16 protein-coding genes are annotated in these 25,174 nt (G+C 60.2%); 11 read left to right on the forward strand and 5 right to left on the reverse strand.

All coding sequences use genetic code 11. The features are described from left to right. Positions 1-133: 133 nt before the first annotated feature. Entirely contained in the window at positions 134-1,390 is a 1,257-nt protein-coding gene (locus tag J3U87_RS18710; protein ID WP_237377303.1) for an AAA family ATPase, read from the reverse strand. Between the two features lie 273 nt (positions 1,391-1,663). Here J3U87_RS18710 and recO point away from each other — a divergent pair, with 273 nt between their 5' ends. From recO to J3U87_RS18735, 5 genes are all read left to right on the forward strand, one after another. Next, entirely contained in the window at positions 1,664-2,383 is a 720-nt protein-coding gene (gene recO, locus J3U87_RS18715; protein WP_237377304.1) for a DNA repair protein RecO, read from the forward strand. Next, on the forward strand, positions 2,380-3,237 hold the full coding sequence (locus tag J3U87_RS18720) for a glycine--tRNA ligase subunit alpha (RefSeq protein ID WP_237377305.1): 858 nt from the start codon (positions 2,380-2,382) through the stop codon (positions 3,235-3,237). The genes recO and J3U87_RS18720 overlap by 4 nt, the downstream gene beginning before the upstream one ends. Then, positions 3,230-5,326 (forward strand): glycine--tRNA ligase subunit beta, encoded by a 2,097-nt coding sequence (glyS, locus tag J3U87_RS18725; RefSeq protein ID WP_237377306.1) that lies wholly within the window; start codon positions 3,230-3,232, stop codon positions 5,324-5,326. The genes J3U87_RS18720 and glyS overlap by 8 nt, the downstream gene beginning before the upstream one ends. A 74-nt stretch (positions 5,327-5,400) precedes the next feature. Continuing rightward, entirely contained in the window at positions 5,401-8,085 is a 2,685-nt protein-coding gene (gene ppdK / locus J3U87_RS18730; protein ID WP_237377307.1) for a pyruvate, phosphate dikinase, read from the forward strand. Continuing rightward, a complete protein-coding gene (locus tag J3U87_RS18735; RefSeq protein WP_237377308.1) occupies positions 8,082-9,113 on the forward strand; it encodes a tetratricopeptide repeat protein in 1,032 nt (343 codons plus the stop codon). The genes ppdK and J3U87_RS18735 overlap by 4 nt, the downstream gene beginning before the upstream one ends. A gap of 57 nt (positions 9,114-9,170) precedes the next feature. Here J3U87_RS18735 and J3U87_RS18740 read toward each other — a convergent pair whose 3' ends face one another. Next, complete coding sequence (locus tag J3U87_RS18740) at positions 9,171-9,947, reverse strand: oxygen-binding di-iron domain-containing protein (RefSeq protein ID WP_237377309.1); 777 nt, start codon at positions 9,945-9,947, stop codon at positions 9,171-9,173. Continuing rightward, complete coding sequence (locus J3U87_RS18745; protein ID WP_237377310.1) at positions 9,940-10,635, reverse strand: hypothetical protein; 696 nt, start codon at positions 10,633-10,635, stop codon at positions 9,940-9,942. Before J3U87_RS18745 ends, J3U87_RS18740 begins: the two co-directional genes overlap by 8 nt. Before the next feature lie 219 nt (positions 10,636-10,854). Here J3U87_RS18745 and J3U87_RS18750 point away from each other — a divergent pair, with 219 nt between their 5' ends. Then, positions 10,855-11,529 (forward strand): class I SAM-dependent methyltransferase, encoded by a 675-nt coding sequence (locus J3U87_RS18750; protein ID WP_237377311.1) that lies wholly within the window; start codon positions 10,855-10,857, stop codon positions 11,527-11,529. Positions 11,530-11,668: 139 nt separating this feature from the next. Here the strand turns inward: J3U87_RS18750 and J3U87_RS18755 are convergent, their stop codons facing one another. Next, entirely contained in the window at positions 11,669-14,578 is a 2,910-nt protein-coding gene (locus J3U87_RS18755; protein WP_237377312.1) for a TonB-dependent receptor, read from the reverse strand. Positions 14,579-15,021: 443 nt separating this feature from the next. After that, positions 15,022-15,396: a phosphomannose isomerase type II C-terminal cupin domain gene (locus tag J3U87_RS18760; protein WP_237377313.1), complete on the reverse strand. Its 375-nt coding sequence runs from the start codon at positions 15,394-15,396 to the stop codon at positions 15,022-15,024. A 421-nt stretch (positions 15,397-15,817) separates the two neighbouring features. Between J3U87_RS18760 and J3U87_RS18765 the strand changes: the two genes are divergently transcribed. From J3U87_RS18765 to J3U87_RS18790, 5 genes are all read left to right on the forward strand, one after another. Beyond that, a complete protein-coding gene (locus J3U87_RS18765; protein ID WP_237377314.1) occupies positions 15,818-16,831 on the forward strand; it encodes an ROK family protein in 1,014 nt (337 codons plus the stop codon). Positions 16,832-17,405: 574 nt separating this feature from the next. Continuing rightward, positions 17,406-20,447 carry a ligand-binding sensor domain-containing protein gene (locus tag J3U87_RS18770; RefSeq protein ID WP_237377315.1) on the forward strand — a complete coding sequence of 1,014 codons (3,042 nt, stop codon included), beginning with the start codon at positions 17,406-17,408 and terminating at the stop codon, positions 20,445-20,447. Further along, positions 20,413-21,474, forward strand: coding sequence for a response regulator (locus tag J3U87_RS35015; RefSeq protein ID WP_272932382.1), 1,062 nt, complete (start codon positions 20,413-20,415; stop codon positions 21,472-21,474). The genes J3U87_RS18770 and J3U87_RS35015 overlap by 35 nt, the downstream gene beginning before the upstream one ends. A gap of 439 nt (positions 21,475-21,913) precedes the next feature. After that, a complete protein-coding gene (locus J3U87_RS18785) occupies positions 21,914-22,714 on the forward strand; it encodes a basic secretory family protein (RefSeq protein WP_237377316.1) in 801 nt (266 codons plus the stop codon). A gap of 135 nt (positions 22,715-22,849) precedes the next feature. Next, positions 22,850-25,174 carry a GH92 family glycosyl hydrolase gene (locus tag J3U87_RS18790; protein WP_237377317.1) on the forward strand — a complete coding sequence of 775 codons (2,325 nt, stop codon included), beginning with the start codon at positions 22,850-22,852 and terminating at the stop codon, positions 25,172-25,174.

Here is a 25,174-nt window from a genome sequence, read left to right on the forward strand (position 1 = left end):
GATTTCCGCATTCCTCCCCCAATTTTAGGGTTGACACACAACAGACTATCCTACAGGCCTGGTTTCTCTCTCGGTATGCGGGAACAGCGATGAGTCGTGCTTCCCAGGACAAGCGCCCCGCAGCGACGGCGGATCACACCGTGAAGCCGCCCGGACCGACCGGGACCGAATCCGCCCGATCGCCCTGGAACAGGTACACCCCGATGTCCTCCGGCTTCAGGTTCTCTTCTTCGCGATACCCGAAACGGCGGATCAACTTCTTCGCCTTGGGGTGGCCGCTGCCCACCAGGACCAGGTCGCTGAATTCGTCGGCGATCTCCTTGGAGTGGGTGCTGATCAGCAGCTTGATGCCGCGGTTGGCCACCTTGGCGAGAATGCGGGCCAGGGAACGCCGCATCTCCGGTTGCAGGTTCATCTCGGGATCTTCCACGATCAGGACGTCGGTATCGCTGGCCATGTGCCGCAAATAGGCCACCATCACCGCGAGCGATTTGACCACCGGACCCGCCATCATCATGGTCACCGGGCGACCGTGGTCCGGCACGAACGAGAGCTCCTTGACGTCGGAAATGCGCACGGTACCGCGCAGGACGCGGCGCTCCATTTCCTCGGCCAGGTCGGCCAATTCGCCGCGATCGTCCAGGTATTGGGCCAACCGCTCCAACAGGCGATCGTGCTCGTAGGTGGCCAGCGAGTAGGTTTGGGTGGGCGTTTCCGATTGTTGGGCCCGGCGGACCAGGCTCTCCGGTTGCAACGGCAGGTCCCGACCGAACACGGCGATCGCCATGCGTTCCACCGGAAACACCGCCGGACGAACCATGCCGGAGAGACACCAACTGATGAATTCGCTCATGATGTTGCTCACCAACCGGCGCAGGATTCGAGGGTTGGGTTCGCGTCCCGAGCGGACCCAGCGAATCTGGTTGTCGTGCCAGTCGAGCGATACCCGCAGGGAGACGCCGTCGACCATGCGCTGCAACGAAAGGGGGAGCGCGTGCAGGTGGGCCCGGGCCATCGGCGGGTTGAGGCAGCGCAGGTGGATCTCGGTTTCGGCGAAGCGTTCCTGTGGCGTACCGAACAGCGTGACCAGGTTGGCCTGAAGCTCCTGGCCGAACGAAGCCAGCATTGGCTGCAAGGCCTCCAGGTAGCATTCTTCCAGGGGACGGACGATTTCCCGCTCGTGAATCAGGTTCTCGACCAGCGGCTCCATTTCCGACAGATCGGGCAGGGCCGCGGTTCCCTCCGAAAGGACCCGGTAAAAGCCGAAAACCGTCGTGGCCGCGTAGGATTTTCCGGTGCTGTCCGGACCGCAAAACAGCAGGACGCGGCGATCCAGATCGATGTCGGCCTGACGAAGGACTCCCAGATTGGCGACCTGTATACGGGTCATGATCGGGCTCCGAATAGGGGTGGGCGACGCGGTGGGGGAGGAAGACGTGTCGCGCGGGCGATATTTTCGTGTGATTGGCGGTGAGCCGGCAAATAGGGCCGATGCCCAGGAGAGAGAAGAAAAGGTGTACAGGATAAAGATTCGTAGCGCCAACCTAATACGATCGCGGCCGGCTGTCAAGTCTGCCCGACCCGGCGCGCGAGGGGTCTTTCCGCTTTTCCGGCCGGGCGCCGCGTGGCAGAATGACCCCAAGCTCCGCTTCCGGGTTTGGCCATGATTTCTCCCGAAAAACACCACGGCTTTGTGATTCACCACACCCCGCTCACCAGCAGCCGCCACATCGTTCACCTGTTCACGGCGGAGAGCGGCGTCCGCAAAGGCATTCTCCGCGTGGGCAGGAAGCAGCCCTCGGCCTATCTGGCGCCGCTCAATCACCTGGAGTTCCAGTTGAAGGGCAAGGAGCACCAGAACCTGAAATCCCTGGAACAGATCAGCCTGCGCGGCCATGCCTACGACCTGTCCTCGGGATACATGGGTCTGGCGCTGTTGCATCACTGGAGCTTCCTGATCCACAAGTCACAACCCGAGGGCCATCCCGATCCCCACGTGTTCCGCCTGCTGGAGCACATGTTGGCCACCTTGCGCCGCGACGAACCGGTGGCCCATCTACCTCATCGCAACCTCTATTTCGAGATCTGGCTGCTGCATTTTTGCGGGGTGCTCGCCCGCCATCCGGGCTGCGTGGCCCACGCCCTGAACGAGATCGAGGCGGCGCCCGCCCGGGACGCGGCGATCTGGACCCCGGAGGACGACCTCTATCCCGAACGGGTCTTCCAACAAAGGATTGAGCCCTTCCTGGAATTTGCTCTAAAATGGGGAGCTTTAACCAGGCTGAACCGGGCGCTTGGAACGCTGTGGGAACACTTTTTGGCGATGGCGCTGAAAACCCGCGAAGCATTGGTCAAACAATTCAGTGAAAGGCGGCTCTTGTGAAATTCCAGGATCTCATTTTGGCCCTGCAAAATTTCTGGGCGGCGCAGGATTGCGTCATCAGCCAACCCTACGACATCGAGGTTGGCGCGGGCACCATGAACCCGCATACCTTTTTGAAAACGCTCGGACCCGAACCCTGGAATGTGGCCTACGTGGAGCCGAGCCGCCGACCGGTCGACGGCCGTTATGGCGAAAACCCATTTCGGGTACACAAACACTACCAGTTCCAGGTGATCCTGAAACCCTCGCCCGACGACATTCAGGAACGCTACCTGAAGAGTCTGGCGGCCATGGGGATCGTGCTCGAAGATCACGATATCCGGTTCGAAGAAGACAACTGGGAAGCCCCCACCCTGGGCGCCTGGGGCGTGGGCTGGCAGGTCCTGCTCGACGGCATGGAAATCACCCAGTTCACTTATTTCCAGCAGGTCGGCGGCATCGATACGCACCCGGTGTCGGTGGAGATCACCTACGGCATCGAACGACTCTGCATGTTCCTGGGCGGGGTGGACAACATTTTCGACCTGCCCTGGTCCAGCACCGTGACCTACGGCGATGCCCGCAAGCGTGAAGAGTACGAGTTCTCCAAGTACTGCTTCGAATCGGCGGACATCGATCTGCACAAGAACCTGTTCGACATGTACGAGAACGAGGCCTACCGGCTTCTGGACGAGAACTTGCCGCTGGTGGCCTACGACTACACGCTGAAATGTTCGCATACCTTCAACGTGTTGGACTCCCGCGGTGCCGTCAGTACCACCCAACGACCGGCCTATATCGCGCGGGTTCGCAAAATGGCCTGCGCGGTGGCGGAACAATACGTGGCCTTACAGGAGGGCGTGAAACATGGCTGAATTGATCATTGAAATCGGCACCGAAGAAATCCCGGCGCGCATGATGAATCGCGCCCACCGCGACCTTCGCGACAGTTTGGAAAAGGTATTGACCGAAGCGGGACTGGAATTCGACGACCTGGAATCCCTGGGCGCCCCCCGGCAGTTGACGATCATGGGCCGCAAAGTTCAGGTGGCCCAAGAAGATCGGGTGGAAACGGTGCTCGGTCCCCCGGTGAAAATCGCCTATGGCGCCGATGGCTCGGCGACCAAGGCCCTGCAAGGGTTTTTGCGCAGCAACCCCGGCCTGAACCAGGACCAGTTGTTCCGCACCGAGGGCAAGAAGGGCGAGGTCGTCGCCGGCAAGGTCGAGATCAAGGGCCGCGACACCGTCGATATCCTGGCCGAGGCGATCCCCACCCTGCTGGCCAAAATGCACTTTCCCAAGAACATGCGCTGGGGTCACAACCGCGAGCAATTCGTGCGGCCGGTACGCTCGATCCTGGCCCTGTTCAACGGCGAGGTCATTCCCTTTTCCTTCGCCGGCATCGATGCGGGCAACCGCAGCTTCGGCCACCGCTTTTTCGGAGGCGACGGGTTCGAGGTCACCACCATCCAGCATTACCTCGACGCCAAGGCCGAACGCCATGTGGCGGTGGGCCACGAGGAGCGCGAAGCCAAGATTCAGGCCCAGATCGATGCCCATCTGGCCAAGATCGGCGGCATGCTGGTGGCCGACGAGGCCCTGCTCAGCGAGGTGGCCGACCTGGTGGAATGCCCCTACGTGGTGCTGGGCGAATTCGACGAAAAGTTTCTCGACATCCCGCGCGAAGTGCTGATCACCTCCATGCGCGAGCACCAGAAATCCTTCACGGTTCAGGATCATCACGGCAAATTGATGCCCTACTTCCTGTCGGTGGCATCCATCCCCACAGATCCCAAGGGCTTGGTGAAGAAGGGTAACGAATGGGTGCTGAACGCCCGGCTCTACGACGCCAAATTCTTCTGGGAGACCGACCGCGAGCGATCCTTCGACCATTTCCGCGAGCGTCTCAAGAACGTCACCTTCATCAACGAGCTGGGTTCCTACCACGAGAAGACCCGGCGCCTGGCCGGGCTGGTGGCCCACATGGCCGATGTCCTGGAGTACGGTTCCGCGGAACGCCAGGACCTGATCTTCGCGGCGGAGCAGTGCAAGTCCGACCTGGTCAGTGATTTGGTCTTCGAGTTCGCCGAGCTCCAAGGCATCGTGGGCGGCCTGCTGCTGCGCCATCACGGCAAGAACGACCAGGTTTGGCGCGCCATCTACGGCCACTACCAGCCGGCCTCGATGGATGACGACCTGCCCGCCAATCGCAACGGCTGCCTGATTTCGATCGCCGACAAGCTGGATACCCTGGTGGGTTGTTTCGCCGCGGGCATGATCCCCACCGGTTCCAAGGACCCCTACGCCCTGCGCCGCGCCGCACAAGGCGTGGTGCGCGTGTTGGTGGATGCCGAACTGCCCTTCTCCCTGGACGAAATGTTGACGGTCTCCATCGGTCTCTATCGCCAGGCTGACAACGACGTGGTGCCCGACGAGAACCTGCACGAACAGTTGCGGAACTTCCTGGTCGAGCGCATTCGCCACTACCTGCGCAAGGTGCGGGGGTTCGACTACGACGTGGTCGAGGGCGTCTTGGCCGCCGGGGTCGACCGCATCGACCAGACCCTGCCGCGGGCCGAGGCCGTCGCCGACCAACAGGAAAAAGACAACTTCCGCAGTCTGTCGCTGAGCTTGAAGCGCATGCAGAACGTCATCGCCGACGAGGCCGATCGCCTGCCCGATTTCGATGCCGAGCTCCTGGAAGAAATGCCGGAACGGACCTTCTGGGCCCAGTTCACCACCGTCAAGCACGACATCGAAAAGGCGGCCGACGAGGGCCGTTACAACGACGCGATGGACCTGATGGTGACCCTGGCCGATCCGGCCGAAGCCTATTTCGGCACCGATGGCGTCTACATCAACGTGGACGAGGATCAGTTGCGTTTGAACCGCAAGGCCATGTGCCGGGAAATCGCCTTGACACTCGGGTTGGTGGCTGATATCAGTACATTAGCACCGAAATGATTCCCTACTAGAGAAAAAGCTATCGGCCTGAAAATGGGTTGGTTGGGAAATTTGCCAAACGCAAGGAGTCTGGAATGTCCGAGGTTTATCGTTTTTCAAAAACCGTGACCGATGGTGACGGCACGATGCGAGGTCTGTTGGGCGGAAAGGGAGCCGGTCTCGCCGAAATGTGCCGGATGGGCGTTCCCGTTCCTCCTGGTTTTACCATCAGCACCCGCTGCTGTATTTCCTATCTCGACGAGGGCGGCCAGCTTCCCGAAGACGTCCGTGCCGATGTCATGGAGAAGATGAAATGGCTGGAAGCCGAGCTGGGGAAATCCCTGAGCGGTGACGGCCCGCCGCTGCTGCTCTCGGTTCGCTCCGGCGCGCGCGTCTCGATGCCCGGCATGATGGATACCATCCTGAACCTGGGCCTGAACGACCGCACGGTGGCCAAGCTCGCCGAGCAGAGCGGAAACGAGCGCTTCGCCTACGATTCCTTCCGTCGCTTCATCCAGATGTACAGCAACGTGGTGCTGGGCCTGAGCCATTCCGACTTCGAGCGCATTCTCGAGGACGTGCGCGAAGACGAGGGCGTGGATCTGGATTCCCAGATTTCGCTCGACGGTCTGAAGCGCATCGTCGAGGAATACAAGGATCTGGTGCTGGAAGAGACCGATCAGGCTTTTCCCGAGGATCCCTACGACCAACTTTGGGGCGCGATCAACGCGGTATTCGAGTCTTGGAACAACGATCGCGCCATTCTCTATCGCAAGATCAACAACATCGACCACAAGTGGGGCACCGCGGTCAACGTGCAGAGCATGGTGTTCGGCAACATGGGCGACAGCTCGGGCACGGGTGTGTGCTTCAGCCGTGATCCGAGCACGGGCGAGCCGGGCCCTTACGGCGAGTACCTGCGCAACGCCCAGGGCGAAGACGTGGTCGCCGGCATCCGCACCCCCTTCAAGATCGACGATCCCAACGACCCCGAGAGCATGGCCGCCTGTTGGCCCGAGGTCTACCAACAGTTGTTGGATACGCTCGGCGTACTGGAAAAACATTTCGGCGACATGCAGGACACCGAATTCACGGTGGAAAACGGCCGGCTCTTCCTGTTGCAGACCCGCAACGGCAAGCGCACCAGCCGCGCCAGCCTGCGGATCGCCATCGACCTGTACAAGGAAGGCCTGATCGACAAACACGACGCGGTCCGCAAAGTGGAGCCGGACTCCATGTCCCAACTCCTGGCCAGTGAATTCGACCAGGATGCCAAGCAGAAATTGCTGGATTCCGGTCGTTTGCTGGGTCGCGGCCTGAACGCGGGACCGGGTGCCGCCACCGGTGTGGTCACCCTGAGCGCCGAGAAGGCGGTCGAGTTGCAAGAAGAGGGGATCCCCGTCATCCTGGTGCGCGAGGAGACCTCGCCCGAAGACATCGCCGGCATGCACGTGTCCAGCGGCATCCTCACCCAGCGCGGCGGCATGACGTCCCACGCCGCCGTGGTCGCGCGTGGCATGGGCAAACCCTGTGTGGTCGGCTGCACGACCATGGTGGTACACACCGCGGAAGCCGCCATCCAGTTCGGCAAACGCACCATTCGCGAGGGTGCGTTCATTTCGATCGACGGCACGACCGGCGAAATCCTGGAAGGCAAGATCCCCACGACCGCATCGCCCCTGATCCAGCAATTGAGCGCGGGAACCGTCGAGCCGGGTTCCGAGGGCGAGCAGTTCGCCCTGCTGATGTCCTGGGTCGACGAAATCGCCAAGATCAAGGTGCGCACCAACGCCGATGCACCGGCCGATGCCAAGATCGCCCGGCTGCTGGGTGCCGTGGGCATCGGGCTCTGCCGCACCGAGCATATGTTCTTCGGTGAAGATCGCATCCAGCACGTGCGCAAAATGATTTTGGCGGCCGACGAGAGCACCCGCAACGAGGCCTTGGCGGCCCTGCAACCCTTTCAGGAGAACGATTTCTACGAGCTCTTCAAGGAGATGAACGGCATGCCGGTGACGATTCGGCTGCTCGATCCGCCCCTGCACGAGTTCCTGCCCCACGGCGACAGCCTGATCGAGGGCCTGGCCCACTCGATGGGGATCACCAGCACCGCCGTCCGCCACCGTGTCAAGGACCTGGAAGAAGCCAATCCCATGTTGGGCCATCGCGGATGCCGCCTCGGCATTTCCCACCCCAGCATCTACCGCATGCAGGTGGCCGCCATCGTCGGTGCCGTGGTGCGGGCCCGCGCCGAGGGCATCGACGCCCAGGCCGAGATCATGGTACCCCTGGTGGGGGCCCAGGCCGAGCTGGACAAGGTCAAGGCCTCGATTCAACCCGTGGTTCGCGAGGCCGATCTCGATTTGCCGATCGGCACCATGATCGAGATCCCGCGCGCCGCCTTGACCGCCGACGAGATCGCCGAGAGCGCCGACTTCTTCTCCTTCGGCACCAACGACCTCACCCAGTGCGGCATGGGCCTGTCACGCGACGATTCGGGCAGCTTCCTGCCGCTGTACATCGACGCCGGCATTTACGCCCGCGACCCGTTCAAGTCCATCGATCAGAAGGGGATCGGGAAATTGGTCTCGATGGCCGCCGACATGGGTCGCAAGACCCGACCGGGCATCAAGCTCGGCGTCTGCGGCGAGCATGGTGGGGATCCCGATAGCATTCGTTTCTTTTATAAGGTAGGCTTGGATTACGTTTCGTGCTCGCCCTACCGGGTGCCGATCGCCAAACTGGCCGCCGCGCGGGCCAGCCTCGAGGAGGGCGCTTGAATCGACCGTCACCGTCATCTGCAGCTCGTGAAAACCACGGCCCCGCATCTCACTTGGCCACCGCTGAACTGTGTTTGCAACGCTTGGATTTCATGGGCGCCCGTTCCATTTTGCGCAAGCGCCTCGATCAGGGCGCCGACGATTTCAAGACCTGGAACTTATTGGGCGTCTGTTGGGCTCAGATGGGTGATTACGGCCGCGCGGTCGAGGTGTTCCGCCGCTTTTCGGAACGCAAGAACGCCAAAACCGTGCGGCACAAGGCGATGTTCAATCGCGGCCTGGCTCTCTTCTTTCGCGACCTGGAGCAGGTGGGCGATTGTTCCGTGGCGCGAACCATGGGGCCGCGTGCCATGCCCACCACCGTTCAGCCCGACCAATTGCCCAGGGATCCCTTCACCGAAGCGGTATCCATCTGGCAGGAGTTGCTGCGCCTGCGCACCCATTCGAAAGACATCTTTTTCGCTCATTTGAGTTTCGCCTTCCTGCAGCGCGGCGACCTGGACCGGGCGCTGGACTGCATGATGAGCGCGCTGTCGATGAGCGAGCATTTCTACCTGACCCAGTACATTCTCGGCCGGCTTTTCCTGGACCTGTTTTACCTGAGCGCCGAGGGCAGCCATTACCCGATCAACCGCACGGTCGCCGAGTTCTTCGAGGTGGAAGAGTTCGAGATCATGTTCAAGGAAGGCGATCGGTGCGCCGTGCAGCGCGAGACCCACCTGGACATCGCCATGCAGGCCTTCCTGGAGGCGCGCCGCCAGAACCCGATGTCGTTGGAATCGACGCTGGGCCTGTCGCACACCTACCTTTTGGCGGGCATGCTGGAAGAGGCCTACGAGTCGCTGGCACACGCCGAAGCGCTGGCGCCCGATTCGCTGCAAACCCTGGAAATGGCCCTGGTGCTCCACCAACGCAGCGCCGCCCCACCGGAAACCATCCGGACCCTGGTCAACCGCATCCGCGAGCAGCGACGCCTGACGCCGCGCCAACCGGTCACCAACATCCTGCCCGCCCACTACCTGCTATAGCGGCGGCAGGTTCCGGGCCTACCGGGTCGATCGTCCCGAGAAACAGGTTCGCAAGGGTCAAGATGAGGCATTGGGGGCCGATTTACTCTCTTCCAGGGCGCTGCCGACCTTCAATTCGGCGAACCAGTCCAGGAATTGCGTGACTTGGGCGCCTTTGAAAATGCCGCCGTGTTGCGGGCATAGATAGGTGACCTCCAACTGGCGAACCTGTTCGATCCACTGGTTTTTGGCCTCGTTGGAAGGCATCCAGCGCTTGTGAAAGCCCTCCATGTACTGGATATGGTTGTCGAAGTCTTCCACGTACAGCGTCTCGGCGTCCTCGGGCAGCAGCGCGGCGCCGATGTCTCCCGAGAAAATGATTTTGCAGACGGGATCGTAGAGCGAAAAATTACCGGACGAATGGCAATAGTGCGCGGGCAGGAGAACGAACTTGTGATGGGCGTTTTGGGCGCCGATCGTGGTGCCGCAATCAGGGACCTTGACGAAGCGGTCCACGTACTCGTGACCGAAGTGGGCGATGAACCCGGACCAGATCCAGGGCATGTAGATTTTCGCCTTGGGACAGAGCCCCATCCAGAGCGGTAGGCTGGACATGATGTCGGGATCCTGGTGGCTGCAGAAGAAATGGGTGATCGATTCGATCTCGATCACTTCGCTCACCGCGGCGGCCACCTGGGGAAAGATCTCGTAGCCACCGGGGTCCAGAAGCAGGCCCTCTCCTTCGTGGACGATCAGGTATTCGTTGGTATCGATGACGTGATCCGATTTCTCCGGATCTCTCCCGAAGACCCACCAGGTCACACCGTCCATTTCTGCGATCTTGTGTTTACGCACTGAGGCTGTCCTCCTCCACGGGTCCTTCGGTGCTGTCGAAAATGGCGAGAGCACCCTTCACTTTGGCCACGACGTCCTCGATTTCCAGGGCGAGCCGGTCGTTGAGGGTGACCAGTTGATCGGCGATATTCCGGAACGTGGTTTCCATGTGGGCCTGGCAGGAGGCCGCTTCGATTTTGAAAAAGGTGGCGACCATCGGAATGTGGATGGAGACCCGCGTGAGATCGAGCATGGTACCTTGGGTCATTTCGAGCTGGCGACGAAGCTTTTCCAGTTCGGAGATCAAGACGCAACCCATTCGATTGCGCGTGGATTCGATCAGGGCCCGGTTCTTCCCGGAGATCCCCGATTTCAGGACCATCTGGTACTTTTCACACTGGCGGGCCTTGGCCGTGCTGACGAGGGCGTAGGTCGCCAACTGCGACGAATCGGAGGCGAGGCGGTCCTGGATGGCGGTCATTTTTTGGGTGATGGTTTGAAGTTCCTTGGCGATCGCGCTGATGGCGCGCCCGTTCGCACGCGAACGGGAAGCCAGCACTTCGGAGTTGATCGCCAATCGCCGAAGTGTTTCGATGCGGTGGAGAAACTTTCCAGCCAGAAGTTGAATGACCATGGAGCGACAGTACAGAGAAACCATGGTTTCTTTGGTCGGGAGCTCCTTGGCGGGTTTGTGACCTGCTAGGCTCATCGATCCCTACTTGGTTTTCTATGCGAGTATGTCTTGATTTTACCCAACTTGGCGGCGAATGGGGTGCTCGAAATCGAAAAAAAGTGGAAGTGGACCTGCTCGGGGGTCGAAGGAGACGTCGCTTTTCGGTTCGAAAGGGTTTCGCCAGAGGTTTGACCGGCGCCCGGTGTCGTGATATCCCTATGAGTTCGCCCATTGGCGGCCAGGAGAACAGGACCCATGATCGAAGACCGTGATTTTCCGATACCCGAACCCGACGACAACGCCGTCGCGGCGATGGAGAAGGCCTGGCGTCGCGCCGACCTCCAGCGCTACCTGGTTCGGTGGCAGACCAGCCCGATTCCCGAGGTGCCGACCCCGTTTTGGGACTTTTCCTGGCGTGCCCTGGATATCGGTTGCGGCATGGGTCGCTACATTTTACGGGAAGGGGAGCGCCACCCCGAGCGGGCCTATCTCGGCGTCGACAAGGGCAATCTGCGCGGCGGCACCATGCTGGATCGCGTGGGCGCGGCGGACCGACCCAACGTGTTCGGGCTCCACACCAACATCATTCCGCTGCTGCCCAAACTTCCGCCGAACTCGCTCGACCAGGTCAGCATCTTTTACCCCAACCCCTGGTGGCCCACCAAGCATCGCCAGAAGCGTTGGTCCTACCATCCGATCCTGCCGGTGTTGCCGAAGTTGCTGCGGCCAGGCGGACGGTTGTTGCTGACGTCCAACGAAGCCTTCTACCTCGGCGAGTTCCGCTACGCGGTGCTGCATCATCCCGAAATCACCGAGATGGCCACCAGTTACGCGGGCCCGATCCGCGAGACCGAGGGCCGCACCCATTTCGAGGCCAAGTTCATCACCGAGGGCACCCCCTGCGGCGAGGTCGTGTTCGTGCGTGGCTGATCGAGACAGTCGGGATTCGGGGCCGAGATGTCGGAGGGAGGCGAACCCCGCTTCTCGGCGGATGGTTTTAGAGAGAACGCGAGCGTCGAACGCGGGGTCGGTGGGCCGGTTTCCCCGAGACATCGGGTGTGGTCCGCGATCAGAGATCGAAGCGGAATCCCGTACTGAGGCGGTAGGATCGAATCGAGGAATAGTGGCTCGGACTCGAGGGTAACCCATACGAGCTGTTGAGGTTCAGTTCGGGAGCGTTCACGATCAGGTTGCCGTCCGTATTTTGAAACGTTCCGAAGCTGTTGACCCAGGTTGACCATCCGCTGACGCGTTTCCTGTTGAGCGCTCCGATCACGTCCAGTTTGACCCAGAAGTCGAACCGGGCCAGTGGGAGATTGTAGGTAAAGCTCAAATCGAGATCGTAGACGCTGGGGAATCGCTGGCCACCTCGCTCACCGTTGAAGTAATAGTCCCACTGGTAATAGGTACCCGGCGCACTGCCCAGAAAGTCGCGGGTATCGTCGATCCCATCGCCGTTTGCGTCACTGGATTGAAGCACGACGGGCGCCGTATAGCTGTAGACGGACCCCGATTCGTATCGGGCGAGGCCGCCCAGGGTGAGCCGACCGGCGCCGGTCAGGTTGATTCGATAGGTTCCGAAAAGGCGTGCGCGAAAGGGTACGTCGCCGGGTAGACGACCTTCGGGGAGGGCGAAGGCCGGATCGTAACTGCCTTCGTAATCGCCATAAATCGTGCCCATGTTGGGGCTCCACCATTCTTCGCTGTCGTAATTTCCGCGGACTTCGGAGAAGGAGAAGCTGCCGCTCAGATCCCAAACCTCACCGCTCAAGGCACCGGACAGAATCAGCCCTTGATAGGTACGTTTCAAGGGGACATTGGTCCACAGAGTCCGGTCGACCAAACTCGTGCCGCCGAGAACCCCTTCGGTCGTCACCTGGCCGTAACCCCCGATGACGGTGTCGATGTTGCGTTTGTAGTTTTTGTAGATGTAGGAGGCTTCCACGTGGCCATTCAACCCGACCGCTTTCTTGGCCGTCAGCGTGTACTCCAGCGAATAGGGCGGCTTCATGTTCGGATCGACGGCCGAGGTTTCGGGGGCGCCGTCGCCGATGAACTCGAGATTGGCGGGGTCGAAGAGTGCCTGGTAGGCATCACTCTGCGGATCGTTGAATTCGGCGCGCGTCACGTGTAGCAGATCCGGCCCGACATAGCGGTACTCGGTCATGGGTTGGTTGCCCACCGGATTGCCGGCGTTGGCGACGTCGTCGTGCATGCGGCCGACGTATTTGGCGATCGAGGCGATCAGCTTCAATTCATGGTCGCCGAACCAGTCATAGGTGATCGAGACCCTGGGAGATATGTCGTTGGCAGATACGTTGTCCGAGATATAGGCATTGGATTCGAAACGGTCGTAACGCAACCCGGCTTGAACGCTCAGTTTGGGATTGGGAGTCCAGCTATCTTCGGCATAAAACGACAAAATCCGGTTTTTGCCGTGAACGTCGGGTAGGTATTTTTCCAGCAGAACCTGTACTTCGCCGGAATACATGTCGTAGTAGGTATCGCCGTTCGGCTCCCACAGGATGTGGGAACGGGTGCCGCCGTAGCGACCCAGTTTGATCAATCCACCGGTCGGGGTCTGGCGGTTGAGGCCGCCGGTGATGCTGTTCACGTATTGGACTCCCACATGAATGTCGTGAAGACCCAGATGGCCATCGTGGAAAATGTTCAAATCGGCAGCCAGCGTCTCCTTGCCGCGAACCGAGGGCGAGGCCCAATTGCCGAAAAACATATTGTTGTCGATGACCACCCCGCCAGCGGCGATCTCGTCGGTGATGACGTGTCCGCCATTCGGGTCGCCGCCAAAGCGCGATACGGTTTCGAAGTCGGAGGCGCTGATCTCGAGGAACATGTGATCGTTGAGCATGCCGGTGTAGTTGAAGGCCAACATGTCCCGTGAATCCTCGCGATTCGATACGATATCGGCGGAAGCCGGACGCAGGAAGGCCCAGCCGCTTTCTTCGGTATCGTGCGTGTTGTAGTCCAAAGAGACGGTATGCATCGGTGTGATCGACCAGGTCAGTTTTCCTTCGTATTGATCGTTGCTGAGCGAGCGGGAAAAAGTGTCGCCGCTTGCCAGGACACCGGTACCGTCGCTGGTCGGCAGTACTTTTGTCGCCACGAAAAACCAAAGTTTGTCTTTGACGATGGGACCGCCGAGGGTTGCCTGATACTCCTTCTGGATGTCATCCGTCTGCTCTCCCGTCAAGAATGGGTTGCGGGCGTTCCAGTCATCGTTTTCCATCTCCACCCGTAACGTCCCCGCGAAATGATTGCTGCCGGACTTGGTGATGCCGTTGACCACACCACCGGTGAAACCGCCATAGCGGACCGAGGTGCCGGATACCAGCACTTGAGTTTCCTGGACGGCATCCTCGATATAGGGTGCCAGGTCGCCGCCCCAGGCCGGATCGGAGATGTTGGCCCCGTTGAGCAGGAACTGATTGTCGCGGCCCACCGCTCCGGTAATCGTGTGTTGTCCACCGGCACCGCCTCGCGTGACCGCCGGTGCGTTGCTCAACAGGCCGGAAAGGCGTCGGTTCGAAATGGGTAATTGGTCGACCTTGTCGGCGGTGAAATTGACGGCCAAGCCTTCGGCTTCCAAAGCGCTGACCTTGGCCGAAACCACGGAGATCTGCTCGGTGATCGCGATGGGGACTAGGGTTGCATCGGCCCGCACCGTGTGTCCGATCCCGACGGTGATGGTCTGTTGCACGGTTTTGAATCCCGGCATCGAGAAAGAAACGAGGTACTTGCCCGGTGGGAGCAGGGCGGCGGTGTAATTTCCGTTGGCATTGGTCACCAATTGGCGATCGCGCATGAGTGCGTCGGATGACAGGGAGATCTGCACACCCGGAATCGAGGCACGGTCACCGTCGCTAATCGTGCCGACGATGCTGCCGGTTTGTTGGGATTGGGCCATCACACCGATAGAGAAGCAGAGGAAAAAGGCAGGAACCCAAAGTCTAGGTCTCAAAACGAACCTCCTGGAAATAAAACAGTTCCAGCAACAAGGGCCACAATCACCGAAAAGGGGGAAGCGTCGGGGCCAACTCTTCGACCGATGTCGCGTTCGAGATCGGACTGGCGAAGGCGGAGCATCGATCCGCATCGGGATGTTCGGCCTTTCGGGACGCGGTCTCTTGGACGCTGTAGCGGGACACGTGCTGTCGTGACCATGTCACCCGAGGTGCTTCGTGACGACACGGCGGATCTTCGGCCGCCGACCGTCCTTGCCGAACGGGGTCGGCCGATCGGTGATGAATGGTTCACCTTGGGAATGCTTGTCCTATCATTCTGGAGGGTGCGGCTACCTGCGCCAATCGGTCGGGAGTTGTATTCAGGGGTGGAGATTGATGCCGGTCCCATGCAGCTTTCGGTGGAACCGATGTGTCTCGAAGCACGGTAACTACCGCATATTCAGGTTCGTTGGTAGTCGTCGGCGTATCGCACGATGTCGTCCTCGCCGAAATAGGATCCCAGTTGCACCTCGATCAGTGAAACCAAATCATGGCCGCCGTTCTCAATCCGGTGCTTGGCAGTTTTCGGGATCACGATCATTTCACCCGGTTGTAATTCGCGTTGCTCTTCGGCAAGGGTCACTGTGGCGGTACCGCGAATCATGACCCAGTATTCGGTGCGATGTCGGTGCGATTGCAGGGAGAGGCGTTGCCCGGGGAGGATGTCCAATCGTTTGATTTTGCAGTCCGGATAATCGCCGATCACCCTGAAACAGCCCCAGGGACGCTGTTCCAATCCACGAATCTGTTCGTCGAAAAGGGGTACCTCGCTCATGGCTCCTCCTATGCCGATTTCCGGCAACTGTTTGCCCGGCATTTTAGGGCCTGTCGGTGATTGCGATGAGCCTGGAATCCGACCCAAATGGGACATGTCCCAAATGGGTCCGCTTGTCCCATTTCACTGGTTGACCGGTGAGCGACGCGCTCTTTATTTTTTGGGGATGCCCCACGATCCCCCAGCCGGGTTCGTCGGTTCTGTCTCCGATGGGGCCCGATCGCGGCCTACCTGTATTTGGCTTTTTTCGGCTGGAAAGGGCGCCGCTTCAAAAGTGCCGCGGCACACGAAATGACTATGTCCGCCGGGCATCGAGCCTTGACCTGAGGTGGCGAACGACAGTGCACGGTCGATTTGCGAGGGGTCTCGGTAAACCTCGCGAGGTTTTGCCATTCGACTCGTGCCGAAAGGAGTGAACAGCATGGTGAATCGCCAAAGTGCGATCCTCGATCTTCCCCATGATCGCGAATCTCGACCGGGAATGGTTGTCGGAATCGATATCGGAGGAACCAATACCGATATCGGATTGGTCACTCGAGGTGGGGACTGCCTGGCCAGGAAGCGACTGGCGACACGTGATTACCCTACTGCCGAAGCCTTCGCCGACGGGTTGGCCCGGACGATCCTGGAATTGCTGGCGGACCGGGAGATCCGAACCCTGGCCGGGGTTGGGGTCGGCGCGCCCAACGGCAACGCGTTTCGCGGCACGATCGAACACGCACCCAACTTGAAATGGAAAGGGGTGATTCCCTTGGCGAAATGGTTACATCGCAGGGTCCTGTGTCCAATTCATTTGGACAACGATGCCAATGCCGCCGCCATGGGAGAAATGTTGTACGGGGGGGCGCGTGGTTTACGGGACTTCGTGATGGTGACCTTGGGAACCGGGTTGGGATCCGGTGTGGTGATCGATGGTAAGTTGGTGCGAGGCCACGACGGATTTGCGGGTGAGTTAGGTCATACCGTGGTCATGCCGGGCGGCCGACCCTGCGGTTGCGGGCGTCGTGGTTGCCTGGAAACCTATGTCTCGGTGACCGGATTGATCGCAACTGTCATCGACCTGCTGGATCAAACATGGGCGCAACCATCGAGACTCGAAAAAAGCCGCGATTCGTTGAACGGTAAACTCATTGCGGCCGCTGCCGAGGCCGGAGATCCGATCGCCGAACTCGCCTTTCGACGAACGGGTCACATGCTGGCCTTGGGATTGGCCAATGCCGCGGCGATCACCAACCCGGAAGCGATTGTCCTGGCCGGTGGATTGGCCAAGGCCGAAGCGCTGCTGCTCGAACCGACGAGGGCGGCTCTGGCCGATTGTTTACACAACCTGTATCGCGGTAAGTTGCGCATCTCGGTTTCGAAGCTGCAAGCGGACAATGCGGGCCTTCTTGGCGCCGCCGCCTCGGTTTGGACCACCGCGCCGGCGGTGTGGTAGCGATCCTGAACCTCGCCGGCGCGGTCGCGTCGACAGGTGTCGGGAATGACGGCGGAATCGCGCGGCATCGAGTCAACCGCGTGCGGGCCAAATCGATGTCGGCGGCCTGCGCCCCTCCGGAAACCGGAACTTGGAGAGGTGTGATTTTGGGATGAACTCCTTATACCAGGGTAAAGTGGTAAAGAAACCTCGATTTCTGCGATGTGCCTCTCATGAATTAATGCAGAGGTCCGGCTCCCGTCGCCGATGGGCCATTCGTGGGCGGCTTTCACAGAGCCAGGGTCGTGAATCGGGCTCGCCGAAGCGCCCGACACCGACATCCGTAGTGAAGGAACCGAAGGATATGGATCGACCGACCTGCCCGATCGAGAAGGCCGTCGCGTGTCATGGACAACTTCCCCCGTACCGTTTGCGGCAGATTGGCCGTTCATGTCGGAGGTGGATGACACTCTCGCGACGGACCTCGAGTTCGAAGGTCCGTCGCGTTTGGTTGCTCTTGTGGCTGGTTGGCGGTAGCTTCGTTCTTTCAGGCGAAAGCGAGATGATCTTTCAATATTTGACACGAGAACAGGGATTGTCGCACTCCTATGTCAACTGCATGATCCAAGATTCGAGGGGGTTTCTCTGGTTTGGGACCGAGGACGGCCTGAACCGTTATGACGGTCATCGGTGCGAGGTATTTCGGACCCTCCCGGGCGATGTCGACAGTCTCAGCCACATTCGCGTCAAATCACTTTGGGAGGATGGCGCGGGCATCATCTGGATCGGCACGGTGGGCGGTGGATTGAACCGGTACCGGCCGGCGGATAACCGGTTCGAGAGTGTGCGACCCCCACCGAACGCCGCCTTTGCCGGGGGCAGTGGCATCGTACACCACATCGAACCCGATCGATGGGGTCGGCTTTGGTTGGGGACCGAGTGCGGATTGGTTCGCTTCGATCCTGGTACCGAGCGATGGGCCCATTTTCCTCCCGATCGCAGATCGACCTTCGAAGGCGCTGAATTGGCGGTGGAAGTGATGGCGTCGCGCGGTAAAGATGAACTCTGGTTGGGTACCCGAGGTGGCGGTCTCCTTGTGTTCGATACCCGGCTCGGTCGCTATCGGGGCACGACCCCGGCCGCGTTGGCCGGGGCGACGGTCTGGGCACTGGCCCAAACCGCGGAAGGGCTCTTGATCGGCAGTGATCGCGGTTTGTGGCGACGTTCCGATGAAGGCCGACTCGAAGCCGTCACCGGAGTCGCCGGTTCGGTTCGCGCTTTGGGGGTCACTCGAGCGGGCGACCTCCTGGTGGGCACCGAACGAGGGCTCGCCCGTCGGGTGCGCGGTCAGGGCGACTTTGAGTTTGTTCGCGCGGCTCGCGGGCAACCGGGCAGCCTCTCGAGTGATCGGGTGCGTTGCCTGATGGAAGACCACTCGGGCGTCGTATGGGTTGGCACCGACGATGGTTTGAATCACTTCGCGCCCGACCGCCGCAAATTCGCGGGGGCCGGACATGCCGAATTCGACGAGCGGCTGACGTATCGCAACGTACACCTGATTTTCGAGGATCGTCTGGGCAATCTGTGGGTCGGGGGTCAGGGCATGGGATTGGTTCGCAACGAATTCGATCGACGGCGCAGCACATCGTTTTTTCCCGGTGCGGAAATCCGATGTATGACCGAAGACGGTTCGGGTCGCCTTTGGGTCGGCAGCAATCGGGACGGGCTTTTTCGATTGGAGGCCAATCCGCGATCCGACGTGCGGCCGCGCCGATACGTCTTCGACCCGAAACGCTCCGAAAGCCTCTGCGGAAAACGGGTTTTCGCACTGCTTCGCGACCGTCGCGGGCATCTGTGGGTCGGCACGGAGCGTGGTCTCGATCGATATCGACCCGAAAGCGACGACTTCGAGCATCTGATCCCCGCACTCGAGGGGCGTGGCCCGCTTATCTATTGCCTCAATGAAGATCGGGCGGGCGATATTTGGGTCGGTACCCTTGGCCATGGATTGATGCGCCTCGATCCCGCTTCCAAACCCGGAACTCCGGTGACGCGGCGGTTCACCCGGCGTGACGGGCCGGGTGAACTCGGCAGTGACGATATCCTGTGCGTGACCGAAGCCCGATCCGGCGCGTTGTGGATCGGCACGAACGGTGGGGGCCTCAACCGTTTCGATCGGGCACGTGGGCGCTTCACCCGTTTCACCGAGCGTGACGGATTGGCCAGCAACACGATTTACGGGATCCTCCAGGACGAGAGACAACGGCTTTGGCTTTCCACGAACAACGGGGTCACCCGGTTCGATCCGGCCACGGAGACTTTTCGCAACTACGGCTCGGGCGACGGACTTCAGAGCCTCGAGTTCAACGGTGGCGCCTATTTGAAATCACGCACCGGCATGCTCTTTTTCGGTGGCAAATACGGTGTCAATAGCTTCGAACCCGATTGGATTCAGGCCAATCCACATCCGCCCAAGACGGTGATCACTCGCGTCTCGACCGATCGAAACGGTCATTTCGCACCTGTCGCAGCCGACGGTGCTGCGCTTCGGTTGACTCACCGTGATCGGCTCCTTTCTCTCGAGTTCGCCGCGCTTCACTACGTCGCGCCCGAGCGGAATCGATTCGCATTCAAAATGGAAGGACTGGAGGAGACGTGGCACGAGGCCGGTGATCGGCGTTCCGTGACCTATTCGAATCTGGAGCCGGGCCACTATCTGTTCCGCGTGCGCTCGGCCAACGGTGATCGGGTCTGGGACGAACGGGGCGAATCGATCCACATTCGGGTTATACCGGCTGTGTGGCAAACCTGGTGGCTGCGTGTTGCGGGCCTGATCGGCATGGGCTCGATCGCAATTTGGATGTATCGGCGCCACATGCATTTTCTGCTGGAACGGCGCCAGGCCTTGGAACGGCTCGATCTGTTGACCGCCCAAACGCGACAGGGAGCCCTCGTCGCGCATGAAGCACACAACCCGATTTTCGCAGTGAACAATTCGTTACGGGTCATCAACCGCAAGGTACAGGGCATGGATCCGGAACTGGACGACCTTCTCCAACTGTTGGGTTCGGAAATGGATCGCCTGCGCCGTATCGTCAAACGTCAAAGCGATTTCACGAAACGGCCGTTGCCGGCCTTCGAGAACGCCGACCTGCGAGATTTGGTAACCGCCGCGATCAAGGTTCTGAAATGGGGTAATCGGCTCGGCCGGACCAAGATCTCGATCGTCGCTTCGGGTGGTTTCTTTCCCATCCATTGCAATCCCGAGAGTTTGCAACAGGTCTTCATGAACGTCATCGGAAATGCCGTCGAATCGATGTCCGGCGGGGGCCGGTTGGAGATCGATCTCGAGCAGACCTCCGCGGCGGGTGAGAGACACTACATCGTTCATTTCAAGGATAACGGACCCGGGTTCGACAAGGCGGCGAGCGATCACCTTTTCCAACCCTTCGCTTCGACGCGCACGGAGCGTGGAACCGGGCTGGGGTTGTTCATTTCCCACAACCTCATCAAAAAGCACCGGGGTGAAATCACCCTCAATGCCCAGTATCATGGAGGAGCCCACCTCATGATCCGGATTCCAAGGGACGGAGGTTGCCATCATGAAGAATCAGACGCACCTGTTGATCGTGGATGATGACGAAGGGGTTCGGGCCAGCTTCGGACTCTGGTTAAAGAGCGAAGGTTTCCGGGTGCACACCGTTGGGGATGGGGATGCGGCCGCGGCGGTGATGAGCCGCGAGCCGATTGTCGTCTGCCTGGTGGACCTGAAACTGGGTGAGGAGGACGGGTTTCAAGTTTGCCGGAGGCTGGCGGATTTGAACGAATACGCCAAGATCCTCATGATCACGGCCTATCCGGGTTATGACACGGCGATCACGGCACTCAAGTCGGGGGTCTTCGACTATCTCTCCAAAGCCGAAGATAACGAGACCATCCTGGGCAAGATCCATGCGGCGGTCGAAACCTACGAGCGCGAACGCGCACAACGGGAACGGGAGGGTCGTGACAAGTCGAACCTTGTTCTCGTTTGTCGACGTGAGCTCGTTGCGGGTGGCCTGACCGCCTTTTGCCGCGAATACGGCGATTACCATTTGGCCCGAGTCTTCAAGCGATTCGAGTTGATTCGGCCCCAGGATTTTGCGCTGGAGACCGCTTTGTGTCTGGTTTGCGGTTCCTGCCATCGCGAGGTGCTGCTCGATGCCGGTGAGACCGTGGTGGAACGACTCAAAGTGGCCTTTCCCGAGGCCAAGCTCGTCGTGATCGATTGTGGGTTGGCCGAAGACGATCAATTGAGGTTGCTCGAGTTGGAGGTGCGCGGTTTTTTGGCGCCCAACACGTCGATGGCAGACATGAAAATCGCCTTCGATGCGGTTTTGGAGGGACAGATCTGGGCGGCAAAGCGCTTGACCGACCGGCTCCTGACGCGTCTGTTACAGGGCGGGGTCAAGGTACGACCGCGCCAGGAAACCTTCCAGTTGACGCCGCGCGAGCTGGAGGTGCTTCAGGCCATGGCGGCCGGGCTCTCCAATGCCGAAATCGGTCAGCGACTGTTCCTCAGCGAAAAGACCGTCAAAACCCATGCCCATAAGATTTTTCGAAAAATGGGAGTCGAATCGCGCATGCAGGCGGTGATCAAAGCCGGCGAAGTTCACCTGCTCTAGGTTCGGAACGGGGGTTCCCCGCCCGAAGATCCATCCGATTCGGGCCGGGACCCGGTCTCGAGGTGGAGACGCGCCCGAAGCGGATACAACCCAAAATCGTCCTTTTGGTCGATGGCGGCTCTCGAAGGCGCCCGCTACGATGGCGTTACGTTGCCTCGCACCTTTGTTTTCGGGCGTTTCGGGTAGAGCATCGGGCTTGCACCGAATCGCTTCGGGTCCATCGAGGCAAGGTTTGCATCCGACGCGCTTTCTTCCTTTGCTTCCTGCTTCGAAGACGAAAATCAGCGCCGCTACTGCGCTTGCCCCTCGAAAAATCGACGACGTACCTTCGCCGGACACCATCGGTTTTTCTCGGGCGGAAGCCTGGTCTCGACTGAGGTTCCACCTCGTTCGAAGTGCAGGCTGGTGGCCCCTTCAGGTCTTTTGCGAGGTGAACGACATGTTCCTTTTCAGTCGGTCTTCTTTTTGCGGTATTTCGTTTCTGTGGCTCGCGGCGTTCGGCCTCCTTTCCGGTGGCGTGGATGGTATGGCGGGTGACGGCGGTCCTATGCCGTCGGACGGTGCGGCACGCGGCCCCCGAGACGCGCGCTGGCTCAAGGTCACTTCGCCCACGGTCGAATACGAGAACGACCAGAGCGCAGGTGGGCGCCTGTTCGCACAGGCGGTTCCCGACATGACCCGCTACGTCCACGACATCGCCCGGCGCGTCGGTCGAATGCTCTACCACGATCCCGCTGAGGTTCCCGCATTCGAGCGGCTTACCCTACGCATTTTCAAGTTCGATGGCATCGCGTGGAAGTCGGGCGAGCCACCGCACATCACGGTCGCGGTCAGCACCGACTATCTATTGCGCTACCACGAGGGTGGCGGCGACGTTGCGGAAGAAGTGCGGGGGATTCTCTATCACGAAATGACACACGCCTACCAGCACGCGGAGGGCATGTCGTCTTTCGCCGTAGAAGGCATTGCCGATGTGGTTCGGCATCGTGCCGGCTACATTCCGAACCACTTTCGCGAGCCGGGTGGACATTGGTCCGACGGTTACAAAACCACTGCGTTCTTTTTTGCCTGGATTCAGGAAGAACGGGGATTCGATGACTTCACCTATGTGCTGAATCAATCAGCACACCCGAAGAACCGGGGGTTCTGGTCATGGGAAGACACGATCACCAATGCCACATGTCACTCGGTCCACACGCTTTGGGACGAATATCAATCCTGGTTGAGTGAACGACCCTGAGATTGGAGTGCGAAACCGCGCTCACGCGGGCCCGCGCCGCCCGCCGGCAAACGTCGCGATCTGAATGGAAAACTCCCGAGTCACGCAGTTGCGCCCGGGCCCAATCTTCGACACCACATACATGGAGCCACCGTTTTGATTCACTGCCTGTTACCCCTGATCGTTCTGTTCGGTTCGCCTGCGCATCCCACATCCGACGACGAGCCCTTTTCACATGTGGATCCGTTCCTCGGGACCGGTGGCTACGGCCATACGTTTCCCGGTGCCGTGATGCCGTTCGGCATGGTCCAACTCTCGCCCGACACCGCCAGCCGCGATCCCAAAGAGAGTTATCCCTGGTGCGCCGGCTACCGATATGAAGACCCTACGATTCTGGGTTTCAGTCACACCCATCTCAGTGGCACGGGGCACTCCGATCTGGGGGACTTTCTGGTGATGCCGATGGTCGGGGAGGTTCACACCGATCCAGGGCCCGAAGATCGCCCCGACCAGGGTTATCGATCGCGGTTCAGTCACGATCTCGAACGGGCGGAGCCCGGTTATTACACCGTCCAGCTCCTCGACCCGGATGTGAAAGCCGAGTTGACCGCGACGACCCGTGTCGGCGTGCACCGCTATACCTTTCCCGAGACCGAACGGGCCCACATCCTGATGGATCTGGTTCACGCGATCTACAATTTCGATGGAAAGGTGGTCTGGTCTTCCGTCACGGTGCACGACGATCGCGTGGTGACCGGCTATCGGCAGACGACGGGGTGGGCACCGGATCGACGTATCTATTTCGCCGCCGAATTTTCGAAGCCGTTCAAGAGCTACAGTCTCACGCGGGAAGATCGCGAACACTACTACTTCCGGGAGCGGGGCGTTCGGCGCCAGCCCGTTGGCGCTCAAACGTTCAGTGGCCGGAAACTCAAGTTGGTGTTTCATTTCGACACCGAGGCCAACGAACCCATTCTCTTGAAGGTCGGCATCTCGCCGACCGACGTGGCGGGTGCGCGTCGAAACTTGGAGAAGGAGGTTCCCCATTGGGATTTCGAACGGGTGCGGCACGAGGCCAAAACTGCCTGGCGGCAGGAACTGGATCGAGTCCGCATCGACGGTGACCGCGCAACCAAGCAAATTTTCTACACCAGCCTCTACCACGCCTCCATCGCACCCATGACGTATTGCGATGTCGACGGTCGCTATCCCGGCATGGACGGATGCATCCGGAACGCCGGTGACCACCTCAATTACACGGTGTTTTCACTTTGGGACACCTACCGCGCCACCCATCCGTTGTTCACCCTCATCCAACGCGAACGGGTGCCGGACATGATTCGTTCGATGGTTCGCCACTACGAGGAAAACCCGCGCAAGCAGCTACCCATTTGGTCCCTGCATGGAAACGAAACTTACTGCATGATCGGTTACCACGCCGTTTCGGTGATCGGCGATGCCTATCTCAAGGGTATTCGCGGGTTCGATGTGGCGCGCGCTTACCAAGCCGTTCGCGATACCGCCACCCATCCGGATTACGACGGCCTACATCACTACCGCAAACGTGGTTACGTGCCCATCGATTTGGAGCCGGAGGCGGCTTCCAAGACCCTGGAATACGCCTATGACGATTTCGTCATCGCACAGATGGCGCGCGCCTTGGGAAGGAAGGCCGATTTTCGGGCGTTCAGCGAGCGCGCGAAAAGTTACCGTAACGTGTTCGATCCCGTGACTGGATTCATGAGGGCGCGTCTCGCTGACGGACGCTTCCGCGAACCCTTCGATCCCTTTCGTGCGGCATGGGCCGGCGATTACACCGAAGGCAACGCATGGCAATATTCCTGGTATGTGCCCCACGATGTCCAGGGGTTGATCGAGTTGATGGGCGGACGTCACTCCTTCGTCACCAAACTCGATCGCCTGTTCGAGGTGGAAACCGACGAAGAGAAGTACAAGGAAGTCGACGACATTTCAGGCCTCATTGGCCAATACGTGCACGGAAACGAGCCCAGCCACCACATCGCCTACCTCTACAACTACGCGGGCATGCCCTGGCGCACGCAGGAACGCATCGCCCAGATTCTGTCGGTCATGTATCAAACCGGGCCCGAAGGGCTGGCCGGTAACGAGGATTGCGGTCAAATGTCCGCCTGGTACCTTTTCTCCGCCCTTGGCTTCTACCCGGTCGCGCCAGGAGACGGCGTCTACGTCATTGGCAAGCCGTCCCTTCCCCGTGCAACCATTCAACTGGGAGGGGGCAAAACATTCGTGGTCACGGCGGAGGATCTTTCACCGGAAAACATCTATATCCAGTCGGTGCGCCTGAACGGCAAGGATTGGCCTTACAGCTACCTTTACCACCGCGATATCGCGGTGGGCGGGAGCCTGCATTTCGAGATGGGCCCCGAACCCAATCGCGCCTGGGGTAGCGATCCTACCCGGGTGCCACCCTCGATGACCGAAACCAGCAAGACATGGTGA

Source organism: Sulfidibacter corallicola (genome assembly GCF_017498545.1).
Classification (GTDB): domain Bacteria; phylum Acidobacteriota; class Holophagae; order Acanthopleuribacterales; family Acanthopleuribacteraceae; genus Sulfidibacter; species Sulfidibacter corallicola.